Annotated in this window: 16 protein-coding genes; 5 read left to right on the forward strand and 11 right to left on the reverse strand. The window is 50.7% G+C overall.

Features of this window, described 5'->3' with window-relative positions; translation table 11 throughout:
* Positions 1–101: 101 nt before the first annotated feature.
* The 11 genes from hypE to ACJJI0_RS04795 are packed head-to-tail and all read right to left on the reverse strand — an operon-like array spanning position 102 to position 10083.
* Positions 102–1139: a hydrogenase expression/formation protein HypE gene (gene hypE / locus ACJJI0_RS04745; RefSeq protein WP_444884902.1), complete on the reverse strand. Its 1038-nt coding sequence runs from the start codon at positions 1137–1139 to the stop codon at positions 102–104.
* Positions 1105–2232, reverse strand: a complete 1128-nt coding sequence (hypD, locus tag ACJJI0_RS04750) for a hydrogenase formation protein HypD (protein WP_444884903.1) — start codon at positions 2230–2232, stop codon at positions 1105–1107. Before hypD ends, hypE begins: the two co-directional genes overlap by 35 nt.
* 4 nt (positions 2233–2236) lie before the next feature.
* Positions 2237–2479, reverse strand: coding sequence for a HypC/HybG/HupF family hydrogenase formation chaperone (locus ACJJI0_RS04755; protein ID WP_444885911.1), 243 nt, complete (start codon positions 2477–2479; stop codon positions 2237–2239).
* A 6-nt stretch (positions 2480–2485) separates the two neighbouring features.
* Positions 2486–4786, reverse strand: coding sequence for a carbamoyltransferase HypF (hypF, locus tag ACJJI0_RS04760; RefSeq protein WP_444884904.1), 2301 nt, complete (start codon positions 4784–4786; stop codon positions 2486–2488).
* Entirely contained in the window at positions 4776–5048 is a 273-nt protein-coding gene (locus ACJJI0_RS04765; protein ID WP_444884905.1) for a hydrogenase/urease maturation nickel metallochaperone HypA, read from the reverse strand. Before ACJJI0_RS04765 ends, hypF begins: the two co-directional genes overlap by 11 nt.
* Positions 5049–5063: 15 nt before the next feature.
* Positions 5064–5549 carry a hydrogenase maturation protease gene (locus ACJJI0_RS04770; protein ID WP_444884906.1) on the reverse strand — a complete coding sequence of 162 codons (486 nt, stop codon included), beginning with the start codon at positions 5547–5549 and terminating at the stop codon, positions 5064–5066.
* Positions 5527–6837, reverse strand: a complete 1311-nt coding sequence (locus ACJJI0_RS04775; protein ID WP_444884907.1) for a Ni/Fe hydrogenase subunit alpha — start codon at positions 6835–6837, stop codon at positions 5527–5529. Before ACJJI0_RS04775 ends, ACJJI0_RS04770 begins: the two co-directional genes overlap by 23 nt.
* A 15-nt stretch (positions 6838–6852) precedes the next feature.
* Positions 6853–7677, reverse strand: coding sequence for an NADH-quinone oxidoreductase subunit B family protein (locus ACJJI0_RS04780; RefSeq protein ID WP_444884908.1), 825 nt, complete (start codon positions 7675–7677; stop codon positions 6853–6855).
* Entirely contained in the window at positions 7653–8471 is an 819-nt protein-coding gene (locus ACJJI0_RS04785) for an FAD/NAD(P)-binding protein (protein WP_444884909.1), read from the reverse strand. The genes ACJJI0_RS04780 and ACJJI0_RS04785 overlap by 25 nt, the downstream gene beginning before the upstream one ends.
* Positions 8468–8944: a cyclic nucleotide-binding domain-containing protein gene (locus ACJJI0_RS04790; RefSeq protein WP_444884910.1), complete on the reverse strand. Its 477-nt coding sequence runs from the start codon at positions 8942–8944 to the stop codon at positions 8468–8470. Before ACJJI0_RS04790 ends, ACJJI0_RS04785 begins: the two co-directional genes overlap by 4 nt.
* A complete protein-coding gene (locus ACJJI0_RS04795) occupies positions 8941–10083 on the reverse strand; it encodes a 4Fe-4S dicluster domain-containing protein (RefSeq protein ID WP_444884911.1) in 1143 nt (380 codons plus the stop codon). The genes ACJJI0_RS04790 and ACJJI0_RS04795 overlap by 4 nt, the downstream gene beginning before the upstream one ends.
* A 431-nt stretch (positions 10084–10514) precedes the next feature.
* Between ACJJI0_RS04795 and ACJJI0_RS04800 the strand changes: the two genes are divergently transcribed.
* The 5 genes from ACJJI0_RS04800 (at position 10515) to ACJJI0_RS04820 (ending at position 17236) form a co-directional block, all read left to right on the forward strand.
* The gene (locus tag ACJJI0_RS04800) at positions 10515–10931 is read left to right on the forward strand and encodes a YbaN family protein (protein ID WP_444884912.1); all 417 of its coding nucleotides are present in this window, start codon (positions 10515–10517) and stop codon (positions 10929–10931) included.
* A 408-nt stretch (positions 10932–11339) separates the two neighbouring features.
* A complete protein-coding gene (locus ACJJI0_RS04805; protein ID WP_444884913.1) occupies positions 11340–11771 on the forward strand; it encodes a hypothetical protein in 432 nt (143 codons plus the stop codon).
* Between the two features lie 447 nt (positions 11772–12218).
* Complete coding sequence (locus ACJJI0_RS04810) at positions 12219–12671, forward strand: hypothetical protein (RefSeq protein ID WP_252085917.1); 453 nt, start codon at positions 12219–12221, stop codon at positions 12669–12671.
* 384 nt (positions 12672–13055) lie between these two features.
* Positions 13056–14717, forward strand: coding sequence for a VRR-NUC domain-containing protein (locus ACJJI0_RS04815; protein ID WP_444884914.1), 1662 nt, complete (start codon positions 13056–13058; stop codon positions 14715–14717).
* Positions 14702–17236, forward strand: a complete 2535-nt coding sequence (locus ACJJI0_RS04820; protein ID WP_444884915.1) for an ATP-dependent DNA helicase — start codon at positions 14702–14704, stop codon at positions 17234–17236. The genes ACJJI0_RS04815 and ACJJI0_RS04820 overlap by 16 nt, the downstream gene beginning before the upstream one ends.
* Positions 17237–17613 lie beyond the last annotated feature (377 nt).

Consider the following 17613-nt stretch of genomic DNA (forward strand, 5'->3'; position numbering starts at 1 on the left):
CGGGGCGGGAATCAGGGCAATGCATGACATTAAAATGAACAATGCCAGGGAGGTTGAGGCTGCTATCAATGTTTCCGCAGGATGTTTATAAATGCTATTGGCTAACAAATTCTTGGCAACTGTTCTCCTGGCAAGCGCTGTAACAGGCGATCACATCCCAGGCTGTTTTTTAGAATAACCTGGGCACTGGGCTTGCCAGTGACTTTTCCAATAATTGCACAGGATGCCCCTACCCGTTCCTCTCTTAGGATAGCGCTGGCCTGATCAGCGCACTCTGCGGGAATAAATGCAACGAAACGCCCCTCGTTGGCCACGTAAAGGGGGTCTAGGCCCAGCATTTCACAGGCTCCGTAGACTGATTCGCAGACTGGGATCTGCGCTTCATCCAGTTCGAAGGCCTGCCCACTGGTTTCGGCCAGTTCCACCAGGGCCGTCGCGAGACCACCGCGAGTGAGATCCCGCAAACAGTGAAGCGGAATACCGCCCTGCAGCAATGCTGAAATTGCAGCATTGAGCGGGGCGCAGTCACTGGTGAGTGCAGTTTCGAATTCCAATCCCTCACGGCTTGCCATAACGGTAATGCCGTGTCGGCCAATATCCCCGGACAATAGAATTCTGTCACCTGGGCGGATATAACTGGGTTCTATTGGGTGATTACTCAGTAAGCTACCCACTCCACTGGTATTGATATAGATACCATCGCCCTTGCCTCTCTCCACGACCTTGGTGTCCCCGGTAACCAGCTTTATACCGGTTTCCTCGGCTGCGGCAGCCATGGATTGCAGCACTCTTTTTAATGTGTTGAACGGCAACCCTTCTTCCAGTATCAAGCTGCAACTCAAGAATTTTGCCTCGGCACCGCCCATGGCCAAGTCATTGACGGTTCCGTAAACGGCCAATTTGCCGATATCCCCACCGGGGAAAAACAAAGGGGTAATTACGAATGAGTCGGTGGTGAATACCAGGCGATCAGAATCCCAAGGCAAGGTAGCGCTGTCGTGGGCCTGGTCGATCCAGGTGTTTTTGAACAGAGGTTGGATAAACTCCTTCAGAAGTTGCTGGGTCATCTCGCCACCACTGCCATGCCCCAGGCGGATACTGTCCTTATTGGTTGTTGGGAGAGGACATTGAAGATTCACGGGTTTTTACCTGTTGGCTATAGCGGTGGTAGGCGGAGCAGGCACCCTCGGAGGAAACCATGGGGGCGCCCAGGGGGTGGTCTGGGCGGCAGGTTGTGCCGAAATGGGGACAGTCGCCGGGCTTTTTGAGGCCGAGCATAATGGCACCACTCATACACTGGTGTTGCTCCCGGGGTTTGATCTCTGGCAATGCAAATTTCTTTGTTGCATCGAGATCTGAAAACTCTTCAGCAAGTGCCAAGCCACTCGCTGGAATTTCACCCAGGCCCCGCCAACACTGAGCAGAAACGCTAAATACATTGTTCAGTAACACTTGTGCCGGGCGGTTGCCGGTTCGCTCTACCGCTCTTAGATACTGGTTTTCCACCTGATAACTGCCCTGCTCTAATTGGCGCAGGCACATCAACAAACCTTCAAGAATATCCAGGGGTTCAAAGCCGGTAACGACAATCGGCACCTGATACTTTTCGGCAAGGGGCAGATAGCTTTCGTAACCAGTAATTGAGCACACATGGCCAGCGGCAAGAAATCCCTGCACACGTGTATCCTTGGCGGCGCATATAGACGCGATGGCAGGTGTCACCAAAAACTGGGAAACCAACAGGGAAAAATTCTTAAGCGACTTTTGTTTGGCTTGGGTGGCAGCCATGGCATTCGCGGCTGCGGTTGTTTCAAATCCTACGGCAAAAAAGACCACCTGCTTTGTTGGGTGGTCCTCGGCAATCTTCACCGCCTGTAGGGGGGAATAGATAATGCGAATGTCGCCACCATTGGCTTTCACATCGAGCAGGCTGTGTTCTGACCCGGGTACTCGCAACATATCGCCAAAGGAACAGAAAATCACTCCCGGTAATGCAGCGATGGCAATGGCCCGATCAATGGTCTCCAGGGGGGTCACACAAACCGGGCAGCCCGGTCCATGAACCAACTCTATTGCTTGCGGTAGTAACTGGTCGAGGCGATTCTTAACGATGGCGTGAGTCTGCCCACCGCACACTTCCATAATCGTCCAGGGGCGCGTGGTTTCTTTGCGAATTTCTGTGGCTATCTTTTGGATAGTTTCGCTCTGGCGGTATTCATCGACAAATTTCACGGCATCACTCCTGGCCGCTCGGCCCGCTCAGGGATTCCAGGTCGCGAAAAACACGTTCGGCTTCTTCTTCCCGTATCTGACTGATGGCGATACCCACATGGACTACCACATAATCGCCAACGCTGGCATCTGGCACCAGGGATAAGTTGACTTGCCGGGCTATGCCGCCAAAACGTACCTTGCCCAGGCGTTCCAGGGGGGAATTGTCTGTGATCTCTTCAATAAGGCCGGGAATACCTAAGCACATGCCCACTTAGTCCCCCGCAGATTGTCCGGCTGCAGCCATGCAGTGGGCATAGTGAAGTTGCCCAAGAGCAATACCGCCATCATTGGGGGGGACCTGGCTGTGGCAATGCACGGTAAATTCCCGCTCACGCAGCAGTGTCGCGGTGCGTTCCGTTAGTCTTCGGTTTTGGAAAACACCGCCGGAGAGAAAGACCTGACGCTCCCCGATCTCACTGACCACTGCCAGAATCATATTTGCCAAGGTATTGTGGAAAGCCGCAGCCCGTTGCGGCAGCGACTTACCTTCATCGTGTATCAAGGCGCTAATACAGGGGGCCCAGTCCAGCTCCCACTTGCTTTGACGCTGATACAGGTCGAATGGATAGCTGTCACTACTCTGAATTCCTCGGGCACTATGTTCCAGCACCATGGCGGCCTGCCCCTCATAGCTCGACTGGCTACATAGCCCCAACAGTGCGGCCACTGCATCAAACAGGCGCCCGGCACTGCTGCATAGAGGGCTGTTGACCTCACCTTCGAGCATGGTGACCAGGTTACGGCGTTCACTGCGGGTAAAGCAGCGCTTGAGCAGCTGGTGTTGCAGCGCCATGTATCCGGAAATTTCATATAGCAGGCCCGCCGCAGCCCGCCGTGGTTCGCGCACAGCCTTTTCTCCACCTGGCAGGGGAAATGTGCGCAGGCTGGCGACGTGTTCTACTTGCGATTTACCGTCCCAGAGGAGGAACTCCCCGCCCCTCACTATGCCGCTGCTGTCATAGCCAGTGCCGTCCCAGCAGACGCCAAGTGCGGCACCACTGTGACCGTGTTCGGCCATACAGGAAAACAGATGGGCAACATGGTGTTGTACCCCCAGGCGTGGAGCCTGCTGTTGCAGTGCCCAGCGATGAGAGCTATAGCCTGGGTGCTGGTCGTGGATCAGAGTTTGCGGTCGACGCTGTTGTAAGCCAGTGAGGTCCGCAATCGTGCGGTCAAAGTGCTCAATTGCGGTGGCGCTACTCAGGTCGCCAATATGTTGGCTCTGATAAATCCAACCATTGTGGGACAGCGCCACGGAATTTTTTAAATCTGCTCCCAGGGCTAAATAGGATTGAGTGAGTGCCTGTTGTGACAGTTTTGCCTGGGTAATGGGTAGTGGGGCATAGCCGCGTGCACGGCGTAACATCAAGGGGCGGTCTTCTACTACGCGCAGTACCGAGTCATCCAATGGCCTCACTATGCGGCGGTTATGCAGTAAAAAACGGTCGGCAATTTTGCCAAGGCGCCGCAAAGCCTCCGTATTTTCAATGCAAATTGGCTCTTCAGCCAAATTGCCGCTGGTGGCGACAAGGGGGGCCGCATACTCTTCGGCAAGTAGTAGGTGCAGTGGTGAGGCTGGCAACATCACCCCCAGATCTGGTGAACCCAGCGCTACCAGCTCGTGTACCCTGGCATTCGCTTCCGGTTTTGCTTCCAGTAGTACGATGGGGCGTGCCGGTGAAGTAAGCAGTTTTGCCTCCAACTCAGAAATCCGACAATCACGTCGCGCTGCCGATAAAGAGCAATACAACAGGGCAAAAGGTTTGTGTGGGCGCTGCTTGCGTTTGCGTAATGTCTGTAATGCCTGGCTATTGCCGGCATCTACCAATAGTTGGAACCCCCCTACACCTTTCAACGCAACAACTTTTCCACTGGCCAGGCTGGCGAACGTCTCATTCAAGGCTGCAAGGCCGGTGAGAAGCACCTTGCCTTTGCTATCACAGAGCTGCAGCTGTGGGCCACATTCTGGACAGCCATTGGGTTCGGCGTGAAAACGGCGGTCTTCGGGATTGGTGTATTCAGCTTGGCATTTGGCGCATTGAGGAAACTGATCCATTGCAGTGTTGGCGCGATCATAGGGCATCTTATCAATGATGCTAAAGCGCGGGCCGCAGTGCGTGCAGTTGATGAATGGGTATTTGTGCCGGCGGTTACGGGAATCCTGCAATTCGGCCTGGCAGGAGTTACAGGGAGCTATATCTGGCAGCACCAGGGTAGATTGTGCGGCGGTAACGGTGCTTTCTCGAATCTCAAAATCGCTGTCACCCTCGGCAGGAATTACCTCACTATCAATACTGAGTATCAGGCTGTGCGGTGGCTTTTCCAGAGGCAAACGCTGCAGGAGTTTCTCGATGCCTGTGCTGTTTCCCTCAACCTCCAACTGTAATCCACCACTATGGTTGGCAACCCAGCCGGTCAGTTGGCAATCCCGTGCTAAGCGATAAATATAGGGTCGAAACCCTACGCCCTGAACCAGGCCTTTAATCGCTAGCCGGCGACGCTCATTGTCCATCACTGGCCTCAAATTGCAGATTTTCCAGGATAATGTCCTGGGCTTCGGCATGGTGAATATCGGTGAGCTCTTCAATTTCCAGTTGCAATCCTTCTAGGCTGGTCCCGAAAGTTGCCTGCTCGAAGTGTTCCCTTAGGTGTGGGGCGGAGATATGTGCAAGGGCACCTAGGCGCAGCTTGGCACCCACTACCCTGGCGCCTTCGTTCTCGGCAAGCTGCTGTATTTTTTCGATCAGATTGCTGATCAAGGACTGTTCATGCATCACTGGTCTCCGTTGTCAGCTTTGTCCGTTATCGCCTTGTAGAAACGCAAGTAGCTCCTGCTCGGCACGCTCCGCGCCTAACCTCACTGCGGCAGTGAGATGATCACAGGAGCTGATGTTCTCGGCACAGATGGAAAAAATTTCCAGCCTGCGGGGCAATGCCCCCAGCACTCTGCCCAAGTCGATCGCTTCTCTGAGGTTAAAACCGTGGCTGGAGGTCATGCAGTTACTGGGCGCGATAATATCGGCCAGGCCATCAGCTCGGATTAGTTCGCCCGATTTTTGCTCATCGGACAAAATCGCATCTACCAGGCAAACCTGACGATCTTTCCAATGCCCCACAAGGGTTACCATGTCATTGCCGCTCTCCAGAAAATCTGCGCTTCCTTTTAATTGGCTGCGCAGCTTGTCGAGCAGATAGGGCCCCACACCATCGTCTCCCCGGAAGCGATTGCCAAGGCTGACCAGCAGCCAGCGCTCAGGAGATTCTTTTTGGCTCATGTTGCAAATGTAGCTGCAGGAAATGGGTTGAGCAGGAAATACAGGGGTCATAATTGCGAATGGCGCGCTCACATAAACCCTGTAATTGTTGCTCGGGAAGGTGCATGAATTTTGGCAGCATCAGGCGTAGATCATCTTCGATAGTTTTTTGATTTTGAGAGGTGGGAGCGACGATCTTGGCAAAAGTAATTTTGCCTTGCTCATTCATGGCGTAGCGGTGATAGAGCAGTCCGCGAGGGGCCTCGGTAGCGGCACAGCCACTAGCCTCTCTGGGTTCTACAGCCAGGTAGGGCTTATCGGGGGGTTGAAACGCATCGATGAGGCGCACTGCTTCCTCCAGGGCGTAGAGTACTTCCAGGCAGCGCACCACAATACTTTTGAAGGGATTATTGCAGGGGGCTCGGAAACCCAACGCCTCGGCAAGGCTTCTCACTTCTCCTGAGAGTTGGGAGTAGTTGAGGTTGTAGCGCGCCATGGGCCCGACAAGGTAGGCGCCCCGCTCGATCAATAGACTGTGCAATGCCGTACTGTGCGGTACCTGCTGTTCGCGAAAATGTTTTTCGTAGTCCTTTACCGAAATATCCAGCCCGCGATTGGAAACAATACGCCCCTCATTCATGGGGTATTCACTGGGGTTGGACAGGGCGACGCATTCATAGGACTGCTCACAATGGGGAAATGGAAGACCCGCCGCCCAACGCGCCATGAGTTCTGCCAGATTGTGGGCTTCTAACAATTGGGGGCGCAGTGCTTGAAAGGACTCCAGGCTGGGCACTCGATAAAAGCCCCCTACGCGCACGTTGATTGGGTGGACCTCCCTACCCCCAAGCAGACGCACCAGCGCATTTCCAGTTTTCTTGATTTCCAACGCCCGTTGTACAACCTCTGGGTGGTCTTTGGCCATGGCCACGGCATTGGGATAGCCGAGAAAGTCCGGTGCATGCAACATGCTGATATGCAGCATATGGCTTTCGATCCACTCTCCACAGTAGAGCAAGCGGCGCAAATTTCTCAAGGGTTCTGTAGGAAACAGACCCAGCGCGTTCTCCATGGCGTGCAGCGCGCTCATTTGATAGGCCACTGGGCAAATGCCGCAAATACGGGCGGTGATATCTGGTGCTTCGGTGTAATCGCGCCCCCGCAAAAAGGCTTCAAAGAAGCGTGGGGGTTCAAAGATCTTTAATTGTACTTCGTGCACACCATGATCGTCGTAGCGTATATAGAGCGCACCCTCGCCTTCAACGCGTGCCAAATAATCGACTTTGATGGTTTTACTTTTACCGGCCATTAGTTGCTCTACCCGTTAGGATTTTCCCTTTTGGCGATGCTCTCTATCTTGACTAATTTCTTTAAAATGAGGTGATAAACCATTGAAATTACGTAGATTTTCAATGACAGTTGATCTGTCTGCTCCTAAATTTTGTTCCCACCAGTGACACAGGGATTCACCATTAGGGTTCTCCTTCGGGCCATAGCAGGCATAGCAACCGCGGTTGTAACTAGGGCAAAGCGCGCCACAACCAGCATGGGTTACCGGCCCCATGCAGGGGGTGCCATGGGCCACCCACACACAGACATTGTTCTTAAGTTTGCATTCGATACACACTGAATGGCTGGAAACCTGAGGTGTACGAGAGTTCAGGAAAGCACTGATGACCTCTAACAGTTGCAGTTTGTTGATCGGGCAGCCCTGCAGCTCGAAGTCCACCGGCACATGGGCGGCAATGGGGGTGGACTCTTTTAGGGTATGGATATAAGAGGGCTCGGCGTAAACCACAGAAGTAAACTCGACGACATCGGCAAAATTGCGCAGTGCCTGGATACCGCCGGCAGTGGCACAGGCGCCAATACTTACCAGGAACTTTGACTGACGCCGCACCTCCTGAATTCTCAACAGGTCGGCGGGTGTCGTAATGGAGCCCTCCACCAGGGAGATATCGTAGGGCCCCTCTTCTACCTTGCTGGAGGCCTCCATAAAATAGGCGATCTCCACTTCCTGCCCCAACAGCAACAGCTCATCCTCACAGTCCAACAAGCTGAGTTGGCAGCCATCACAGGAGGTGAATTTCCAGACCGCCAGTTTGGGTTTGTGGGGCTGCCGGCTTATAAGCTGCGAATCTGCAGCCATGGGCGAATATCCTCATAGCAAAAAACAGGACCATCCTTACAAATAAAGTTTGGACCCCACTGGCAGTGTCCGCAGAGACCGATGGCGCATTTCATATTGCGCTCCATCGAAAGATAGATAGAGGACTCTGGCACACCTTTGCGTATCAGAACCTGGATACAAAAGCGCATCATAATTTCAGGGCCGCACAGAAACGCCACCGAGTTGGCGCCATCTATTTGTGTGGCCTGCAGAGGATCGGTAATCACACCAATATGCCCAGGCCAGGAGCCATCACCGTGATCTACCGAAGTCTCAAGCTCAAGCTGGGTGCTCCACTGAGCGAGCTCCTCTCTATATAGCAATTCACTTGGGCGCCTGGCACCATAAAAGAGACGCACCTCGCGTGCGGTAAGTCGCTCCCGCCGCGCCGCATAGATTACTGGGCGCAACGGCGCCAGTCCGAGACCGCCGGCAATAATCAAAAGATCTTTGCCAGCGGCAGTATCTAGAGGCCAACCGATGCCGAAAGGCCCCCTTACACCTAAAGTGTCTCCCTCCTGTAGGCGCTCTAGGGCCCGGGTGACATTCCCCTGGGCGCGAATGGTATGGATGAGCTTGCCGTCCCCGCTCCCCAGTCCACTAAAGGAAATGGCGGATTCTCCGGTACCAAAGGCGTACAACATATTGAACTGACCGGGAGCAAAATTCATCGGTGGCTTATGCCGCCTACCGTTCTTAGCTTCCAGCTGTAATGTGAAAGTCCCCGGATATTCCACGCGCCGCTGGCACACCCGGTAAACGGAGGGGATCATGTTGGGTGGCCCTGGTGATCTGGGCCGTAAATATCCAGCAACTGAATACGTGCGGACTGCAGCCGTTCAGTAGCAATTCGCGCAAAGCGCTTCATCAGCTCAAAACCCAGTTTAGGTTCCTGTTCGCATTTATTGCGCAAGCATTCCCCGCCCAGGCGCAGGCTGCGAACATCTTCCATGGCGCGGGCATCAAAAGCAGAGATATAGGGAGGAAACAGCCAGGACCACCCGAAAATATCACCGCCATGGAGTGTGAGCAGGCACAGAGGGCCGCGATTTGGTACAAAAGTCTCTACTGCTACCCGGCCACTGCGAATCAGGAAAAAGTGGTTTGCCTGACTATTTTCCCGCGCCAGGTAGTCGCCCTTGTGATAAATACAGTTCTCACCGCAGGAAGCCAGAAACTGCAGATCACTCTCTGCCAAACCTTGAAAGAAAGGATGCTCGTGAAGAAGATCGGCAATGGTCTTCATGGTGACTCCTGGCTGGGCGTCTGTTTTTGATCCAGGGCTCGGATATTTCGGACCTCTTCGGTGAGGTCGATACCCACAGGGCACCAGGTGATGCAGCGACCACAGCCCACGCAACCAGAGCTGTCAAATTGGTCGTGCCAGCTGGCCAGTTTGTGAGTCATCCATTGCCGGTAGCGTGACCGGGTATCGGCGCGTACGGAGCCGCCGGTAATATGACTGAGATCTGCAGTAAAGCAGGAATCCCAACGCTCCCAGCGCTCAGCATGTTCGCCACTGAGATCGGTGGTGTCCTCAACGGTGGAGCAAAAACAGGTTGGACAGGCCATGGTGCAGTTGGCACAAGATAGACAGCGATCAGCGACTTTATCCCAGTTCGGGCTATCGAGGTTTCTATAGAGTAGCTCTTTCAAATCTGAGCTATCGAAGTGGCGTGGTCCACGCCGCATTTCCTCCTCAAGGCGCTTCACCTTACCTTTAGCCAGTTTACTTTCCCCCTCACTTGCTGGAAGCAAGGGGAGTTGCTCCAGAAGCTCCTTACCGGCATCCGAGCCACTGGTGATCAGAAAAAAGTGCTCCCCGGCTTCAATCACCTCTGTCAAGGTGAGATCGCTGGGCAAAGTGACTTCTGGACCGGTATTCATCGAAGTACAAAAGCAGGTATCCGCTGCCGAGGTGCAATTCACCGCAACGGTAAACAACTGCGTCCGCCTTTGGTGGTAACTCTCATTGGGATATTCCCCCTGGCACAGGATACGATCCTGGATAGTAATGGCGTGCAGCTCACAGCTTCGAACTCCCAGGAATGCCTGCTTTGGGGCTGACTCCTGAGTCTCAACGATTTCTATGGTTTGATGTTGCTTGGAGACCTTCCATATGGGCCGGCGGGGTAATTGCAGGTATTTCTTCCAGGAATGAGGCCCTACGGCATAGCCAAAGTAAGCTTCATCTTCCCGGCGCTTAACTCGGTACTGCCCAGCCTGCTGCTCATCGGTCCAGCCTTGAGGCAGATTTGAGAGTGAGTGAACTTCACCGAATGTGATGGCTCCATCGGTCAATCTGGGCCCATACAGCAGGAATCCTCTATCGCGGATTGCTTGTATAAGGCACTCCAGATCGGGCGCTTGTAGCCGATAATCCATAGTGCTTAATGCTCAATAATAAAACATGCAGCTTGGTAGCCGAGAGCGGCTTTGTTAATCAGTGTAGTGTTAAAGCAGAAGTGTTTTTCAACACTGGGTTACAGGCATAAGGGAAGAAAGTCGTATTGTTATTTTCTTCTGTTTAAGAGCATTGATGACGACAGTTTTTAGGCGGTACTTTTTATCATTCTGGACATTACGGATTATCAATAAAAGTATGAAGACGTGCCCCTGTAGCACATTAGAAAACAACAATGGTTGCCTTTGTAACAATCTTGCCGGCCCCACAACTGTATATTGAGAGCCAATCTCTGCAGTAAGAATGCAAGTTGCAGGTGTCACTCATTAGTGCCTCTTTGATATAGTGAGCAGATAGCTGCTAATAGCCATTGTTTTATCTGTTTAACAGATTTTAAAACTGGAGATTTAGGTTGAGTCAACATAATGAAGAAGTACCTGACATGGAAACCCCTCCGTTAGCCAAAGGGTGGATGCGTTGGCTATGGGGGGTCGTGGCTTGTTTCTTTATGCTTGTCGGAATTATTGGTGCCATCCTGCCTGGGTTACCCTCTGCCGTATTTATTGTTGTTGGTGCCTGGGCGGCCTCTAAAAGCTCTGAGCGGCTGCATCAGTGGATTGAGGAACATCACTTATTTGGTCACCTATTAAGAACCTGGCGTAGTGGTTACATCAGTAGGAGAACCAAACTACTGGCTACGCTGACCATGGCACTTTCTATGGCTCTTGCCGTTCATCACATTTCCAATCTGTATTTACTTTTTTTCGCTGTTGGCGGCATCGGTTGTGGGCTAATCTGGATTTGGAGTCGGCCTGAGCCAACGGGGTAATGGTCAAGGTGGCCTTTAGTATTTAATAAACGGGCGAAAAAAAAGAATGATTCCGTGAAGTGGAAATGTATTAAACCTGTAACTTATGTCACCAAAGGTTAAAACCTGACTTTGCGTTTATCGTCACAGAAATTTACCACCTAATAGGTATTGCGCCGATTTTTCCTCGGTTTTTCTGTATTCAAACAATATGAATTTGACTAAAAACAAGAGTTTTCAGGTTGATTTCGCATTGTTATAAAAATGGGGATTGAATTAGTTGACTTTGCCTGGGATCAGAATATCCTCTGCGCCCTCTCGTTGATTGAGGCGCCCACTAATAGGCTCCTTCTTCGGGAAGCTTCAAGGATCTTGTGTTAGTAACATAAGCTTTATTGAACTGCAAAGTAATAACAATAGGGATGTTTCATGCAGGAACTCTACCGGGCCCCAGAGAGTGCTCTTGGTAATGAATCTTTAATCTACAAGCCAAGTGTTCTCTGGAAGGTATTATTTTTTCTTCTGGTTCCGATAGAAGTGATCTCTCAGTATGAAGCCTTTGCTTACAATGAATACAATCAGTCGATCTGGTGGTTGATAGCAAGCCTGATCATCTATACCACTTATTTTGTGGGTTTCTTTGGGTTGGCTTTTGCCAAAAAAATTGGCAGCGCGAGATTTTGGGCGTTTTTCCTTCCTGTGATCATTGCCACCGATATCTATGAATTGGGGACTGTGATCATCACAATGAATATGGCGGTATTAAAAAACCAAATGGCTGTATTAATGATTACACCATTAGCCCTATTTCTTTGGTTTATTATTTTTAGGTATCGTAAAGTTTTTCGGTATATTAAATAGGAGTTACAAGATTTCTTCTATTTGCCTGCCTGCCTGCCTGCCTGCAAAATCATAGCCCTGGATGCCTTGGTGGAATTTACTTTAGTTTTGCAGCCTTTAAGACGGCCAATTGTTACCGGCGCAATGCCAGGCCATTGATCAAAGAAAGCTTTATATGGCATGCCATACTGCCCCCAGTAAAAATTTTGGCGTTGTTATTCTCGCAACTATTGCCCATCTAATATTTAAGGGTTGATCTCAACTTTTATGGCCCCAATACTCCGCCTGTGCACCAAGGGGTGCACAGTGAGCAGGAATCTTAGGGTAAAGCCCAGAACATACATCTCGTGTTTTTTGATTTGCTATTGTTTTGCTTACCCTATTCTCATGCTTTCGTTTTTAAAAATAGGCGGTACCCACTTGCAGTCATTAATTTTTTAATGATATCTCTGAAGAAAAGGATTAATCATGTCAAATATTGGTCATGTTGAAGGTTGGGATACAGATAAGCCATTTATTTCTGATAGTCTTGAGGCCACCAGTTTTCACTGGGCTGCATGGACTGGTATCGAGGACTCTACAGAAGGAAGTTATATTCAGGGGCTTATAGAACTCAAAAATACTGGAAAATTTCCTATCCTCGACGCCAAAGTATTCTTGGATCTCGATGACAATGGTATGACCTGGGATGCATACCTGTGTAATTCAGTAGGTACTCCCATAGAAGATGGTTTTGTAAGCTACGGTCACCCCATCGCCCCAGGCGAAACCGTTAAAATAAAATACTGGTGGGGCCTGAAGCATGTTGCTGGTCCTACTAAGTGTGATTTTACTGTTACCGTAAATATGTTCCCAGAATATAGAGTACAGGTTCCCAGATCGAGTGCGCATCAAAGTAAAACCTCAATTCAAGCTTCTTGAGTTTTACATAGCTTTTTAGCTGAATAGGAGGGGCAATTTTCCCCTCCTATTAACAAACATATTTACAAGGCTATTTCCATACCAATGGGTAAAATCGTTGAGTGTCTCAACTCACCTATTTAAGTTTATTCCTTATTGGCTCTCACTCCTTCTCAAAAACACTCCTTCTGTTATAGCTTGACTGATAGTCTCTTGAAGTATTGATACTTTAACCAACGAGGAAGCTACTCAGAATCATTCAAAGCTTACTGCTGCTGTGTTTCTTATATGTCCGTAAAGTCAGCCTATGGTTTTGTTTCCAGAAATGATATGCTGTATAACCATACAGCTCTTATATCAATATTACCCACCACGATTTATTGTTGACACATTATTGCCCGTATCATGGCCGCCACTATCGAGCTAGCACCTGACTACTATTTGACCAACTTCCGGGCCTTGGTTGATTTTGTAGTGTCCCGCTACAAGCAGCTACTTTCCCCTGCTGAGATTAACTTTTATCGTGAGCTCTGCGAGCTCGATGCTGACAGTCAGCGCCTTTATGTTCGGCTGCTATCCCGTAAGGGTATTCCATCATCTTTGGGGGCACTGTTCAGAGAGGGAAAACTGTCTTACAGAGAAATTGACGATCTTGGCAAGGCCATTGACTCTCTTTGCTCTGCTGGTTTTTTGAAAAGGAATCCCCCCCTGGCAGATCGCGAACTTATAGCGCTGTTTACCAAGGCGGAACTGTTCTCAGCGGGACCTGCTGGCCTACGCAAGTCCCTAAAACGGGGAGAGTTAGAGGAAGCTTTATTGGCGGCCTCCTTTGAATGGCGAGAACGGTTAATGGCCGATGAGGCATTGCTTGCACTTCAAAGGGCCGAGTGCTTTCAAACCTTTCAGCTTTGTTTTTTTGGCAATCTGAACCAGAGCCTTACGGAATACGTACTGAAGGACCTGGGGTTATACCGATATGAGCCCTACCCATTAGATAGTCACCAGCTGCCCTTCCAGAGTCGAGAGCAGATTGAGCAGTACTTACTCTATTACAGCTGCCTTGAACAAGCTGAGGAGGTACTCTCTGGTGATGCCGGTGGAATCCATAAACTGACTGGTCAATTACCCGCTGGCATTCCTGGAGATTTGACTCTGGCCAGGCGAGTGGATCGTCTACGCCTGAAGCTGGCGCGACAACTGGAAAGGCTGGATCAGTTTGAAGCTGCAGAGAGACTCTATCAGGATTGTGTGCAGCCGCCTGCTCGTGAACGCCGGACGAGAATTGTCGCAAAGCGTGGTAATTTCGATCAGGCGCTTTCCCTATGCCGTGAAATTCTCGAATCTCCCCTCAATGAGGCCGAACGATGTTTTGCCGAGAGTTTTGGGTATCGCACGGCCAAGCGCATAGGCTGTGCTCAAGCTTGGAAGAACCCCCAGCCTTATCAGCCACCGCAAGAAATATTTACCCTACCCCAGGCCCCAGAAAGAGTAGAAATTCTGGCAGCTGCGGAAGTGGCAAGGCAGGAAGAAGGTGTCTGCCACTATGTAGAGAACAGTCTATTCAATGGGGTACTGGGCCTCTATATCTGGGACATTCTCTTTGCTTCAGTGCCAGGTGCCTTTTATAACCCTTTCCAAATAGCCCCAAGTGATTTCCGTAGCCCAAATTTTTACTCATCACGCCAGAGCTTACTTGAATCGCGACTGTCAGAGCTTTGTCAAAGCTCGCTAAAGCTGCGGGTTATGCAAACCTACCGTGGAAAACAGGGTATTGCCAATCCACTGGTAGCCTGGGAAGCACTACCCCAGGAACTGCTGGAGCTGGCCCTGGATCGTATTCCTGCAGAACATTGGCACGCACTGTTTCAACGTTTACTCAGGGATATCAATCATCACCGCAATGGCCTGCCAGATCTGATTCTGTTTCCCAAAAAAGGAAGTTATGAGTTATTAGAAGTCAAGGGCCCCGGTGATCGTCTCCAGCAAAACCAGCAGCGCTGGCTGACGTTCTTTGCCGCTCACAATATTCCCCACCGGGTGATACATGTGGAATGGTTACAGCCTTGAGGGGTAAGCCCACAGTTGCAGCGTTACTGGCGGAGCCTACTGAGGAGCATGATATCTCCGAAAGCGCCTCTTCCCTAAAGTTATCTGTGGGTGAATTAGTGGCTTTCTCTTGCCGCAGAGGGGATTTGATCCATACCGGCGGGCCAGGCCCAACCGCCCAGGAGGGCATTCGCGCTCACCAAAAACTGCAAAAACGTCGCCCCAAAGGCGCAGAAGCGGAATACCGTTTACAGGTTCAGCTGGAGTGCTCAGGCCAGGATATCCTCTTGGAGGGACGGGTCGATATCCTTCATCCGCAAGCTGACTTGCACCAGCCGGCACAACTGGATGAAATCAAAACCACCTATTGCCATCCAGATGAGCTTCCCGAGACCACCCGCCTACTACATTGGGCTCAGCTTAAAATTTACGGTTTCTGCTATTTGCTACAGCAGCGCCAAAAAGGGAGTTCGGTTGAAGAGGTCTCCCTGCAGATGGTCTGGTACAACCTCAAAGAGAAAAAGTCCTACCCGGAGCAAAGCCTGTTCAACTGGGAGGCTTTGGAAAGTTTTGCTGGAGATGCCCTCAGTCTGTATATCCATTGGCATAGGTCCTGGCAAGCGCATCGGCAACAAGTGATTCAAACAGCAAAAAGCCTCTCATTCCCCTTCCCTGATTACAGACCCGGTCAGCGCCAGCTGGCGGTATCCGCTTATCGCTGCCTTAGGGATGCAGGACAACTGGTTGTGGAGGCGCCCACTGGTATTGGCAAAACCATTAGTACGCTGTTCCCCGCTATCAAAGCCCTTGGTGAGGAAAAGCTGGACCAACTGCTATACCTCACGGCAAAAAACTCTGGCAGGCAGGTAGTGCGAGAGACTATCGCTAAGCTACATGGAATTGGGCTAAAGCTTTCACTATTGGAGCTGCGTGCGCGTGATACGACCTGCGCTTGCAAACTGGGATTGTGTAGCCGCGATGATGAAGGCACCTGTCCTCGCACACAGGGCTTTTACGACCGCCTGCCGCAAGCGCGCAAACAACTGCTGGGGCAACCCTGGATCACACCGGAAGCGCTCGCGAAGGTTGCAGATCAGTGGCATCTCTGCCCTTTTGAGTTGTCCTTGCAAATGCTGCCCTGGGCGGATTTGGTGGTCTGTGACTTTAATTACGTCTTTGATCCTTTGGTGCGTATTTCCACACTACAAGATCCGCGTTACAGGCGCGCACTATTGGTAGATGAAGCGCACAACTTAAGCGAGCGCGCACGGGAAATGTACAGCGCTAGCTTGAGCCGCAGGGATAGTCGCCGCGCGGCCCTGGCCTGTAAAAGTAACCACCCACAGTTGTACCGGCGTATCCAATCCCTGGTACGCGCACTTGCTCAATGGAGCAAACGGTTTCAAGAGCAAAACCTCTATAAGGAAATAAGCTCAAGCCAAAATGTACAAGCCTGGTGTAGCCCGCTGAATTCCGAAGAGGATCGCCCTACAACTGTGTCTCGCGCTATCCAGAAGGTACTAGATGCACTGAGTGAATTATCTGAACAGGAAAAATTCCCCCCTGAAGAGATCGGGGAATGGTTGAAAAGTCTTTATCGATACGCCTGCATAGAACAAATTCTTTCTGGTCAACACCAGGCCCTGACCCGTGTGATCGATCAGGACGCCCCCTGGCGGGAACACCAACTAAAGCTGATGTGTATGAATGCCGCGGGTTTCCTACAGGAATCTTGCGCCCAGTTTCATGGAGCTATTTTCTTCTCAGCCACCCTACGCCCCACACAGTTTGTCACTGAACAGCTTGGGATTGAGCCAGAAACGCCTTACTTGATGCTGCCATCACCTTTTGAGCCTTCCCACCAGGGGGTTTTTCTTTGCCCTTTTGTGGATACCCGCTATCAGGCTCGGAAAAGTGCACTCCCAGCACTAGTGGACTTGATTGCCCGAGTTTACTTCAGCCGTCCTGGCAATTACCTGGTGTTTTTCCCCTCTTACCACTTTCTGCAAATGGTCGTAGAACGTTTCCAGCAGGATTATCCGGAAATACAGCCGCTACAACAGACGCCAGGCGCCAGTGATCGCGAAAGAGAAGCCTTCCTGACCTCGTTTAGTGAGGGTGCACAGAGCCTGGGTTTTGCCATTATGGGCGGCGTTTTTGCTGAGGGCGTTGATTTTGTTGGGGAGAAATTGATTGGCACTATTATCGTTGGTACCGGTCTTCCCCAAGTAAATGAAGAGCAAGAGCTGCTGCGACAGTCGGCGGAGCACCCACAGTCCCCCTCAGCGGTCAATGGGTTTGATATTGCCTACCGCTATCCCGGTATGACTCGGGTATTGCAGACAGCGGGAAGAGTGATTCGCACTGAGTCAGATCGGGGCGTTATTATTTTAGCTGACTACCGTTTTGCGGATATGTTTTATCAAAACCTTTATCCCAAACATTGGCAAATCCAAACAAGTAAGAGTGGTGAACAACTTTCACAGCAATTAAGCTGTTTTTGGAATTGGCAAAACTTAAACGAGTGTACTGTAGAATAAATATATCGTTTGAATTTAAGCGAATATCTATCAAACGTTATTTTGAGCTAAATAAACGGTTAGGTGGTTGTATCGCATTGACGCCGCCACTAACAATTTACTCCCATTCCACGTCGCACTTAATATTAGTTTTTATTTGTCCGTAAAGCCTGCTATATTCTTTTAACATAAGTCTTATAGGATAGCTGTTTTCTATTACCGTCAAGTCAAGCTCGTTACTTGGTGGTATTCCCGCCGCTATTTTGAAAACTATCGGTAAAGCAGATTTAGCAAACTAAATATAGTCAGTATAAGCAAAGCAGCTATAAACAGTTATCAATTCCTGCGGCAAGCGTTAAAAGTAAAGTGAATTCAACCATAATAATATGGTGAATATC

Source organism: Microbulbifer mixtoriginis (SeqCode), assembly GCF_052466695.1.

Excerpts from the sequence above, each read along its gene's own strand:
- ACJJI0_RS04795 (WP_444884911.1), bottom strand. The coding sequence starts at position 10,083 with ATGGATTATCGGCTACAAGCGCCCGATCTGGAGTGCCTTATACAAGCA.
- ACJJI0_RS04755 (WP_444885911.1), bottom strand. The coding sequence starts at position 2,479 with ATGTGCTTAGGTATTCCCGGCCTTATTGAAGAGATCACAGACAATTCC.
- ACJJI0_RS04815 (WP_444884914.1), top strand. The coding sequence starts at position 13,056 with ATGGCCGCCACTATCGAGCTAGCACCTGACTACTATTTGACCAACTTC.
- hypF (WP_444884904.1), bottom strand. The coding sequence starts at position 4,786 with ATGGACAATGAGCGTCGCCGGCTAGCGATTAAAGGCCTGGTTCAGGGC.
- ACJJI0_RS04820 (WP_444884915.1), top strand. The coding sequence starts at position 14,702 with ATGGTTACAGCCTTGAGGGGTAAGCCCACAGTTGCAGCGTTACTGGCG.
- ACJJI0_RS04790 (WP_444884910.1), bottom strand. The coding sequence starts at position 8,944 with ATGAAGACCATTGCCGATCTTCTTCACGAGCATCCTTTCTTTCAAGGT.
- ACJJI0_RS04785 (WP_444884909.1), bottom strand. The coding sequence starts at position 8,471 with ATGATCCCCTCCGTTTACCGGGTGTGCCAGCGGCGCGTGGAATATCCG.
- ACJJI0_RS04770 (WP_444884906.1), bottom strand. The coding sequence starts at position 5,549 with ATGAGCCAAAAAGAATCTCCTGAGCGCTGGCTGCTGGTCAGCCTTGGC.
- ACJJI0_RS04780 (WP_444884908.1), bottom strand. The coding sequence starts at position 7,677 with ATGGCTGCAGATTCGCAGCTTATAAGCCGGCAGCCCCACAAACCCAAA.
- ACJJI0_RS04765 (WP_444884905.1), bottom strand. The coding sequence starts at position 5,048 with ATGCATGAACAGTCCTTGATCAGCAATCTGATCGAAAAAATACAGCAG.
- ACJJI0_RS04810 (WP_252085917.1), top strand. The coding sequence starts at position 12,219 with ATGTCAAATATTGGTCATGTTGAAGGTTGGGATACAGATAAGCCATTT.
- ACJJI0_RS04775 (WP_444884907.1), bottom strand. The coding sequence starts at position 6,837 with ATGGCCGGTAAAAGTAAAACCATCAAAGTCGATTATTTGGCACGCGTT.
- ACJJI0_RS04805 (WP_444884913.1), top strand. The coding sequence starts at position 11,340 with ATGCAGGAACTCTACCGGGCCCCAGAGAGTGCTCTTGGTAATGAATCT.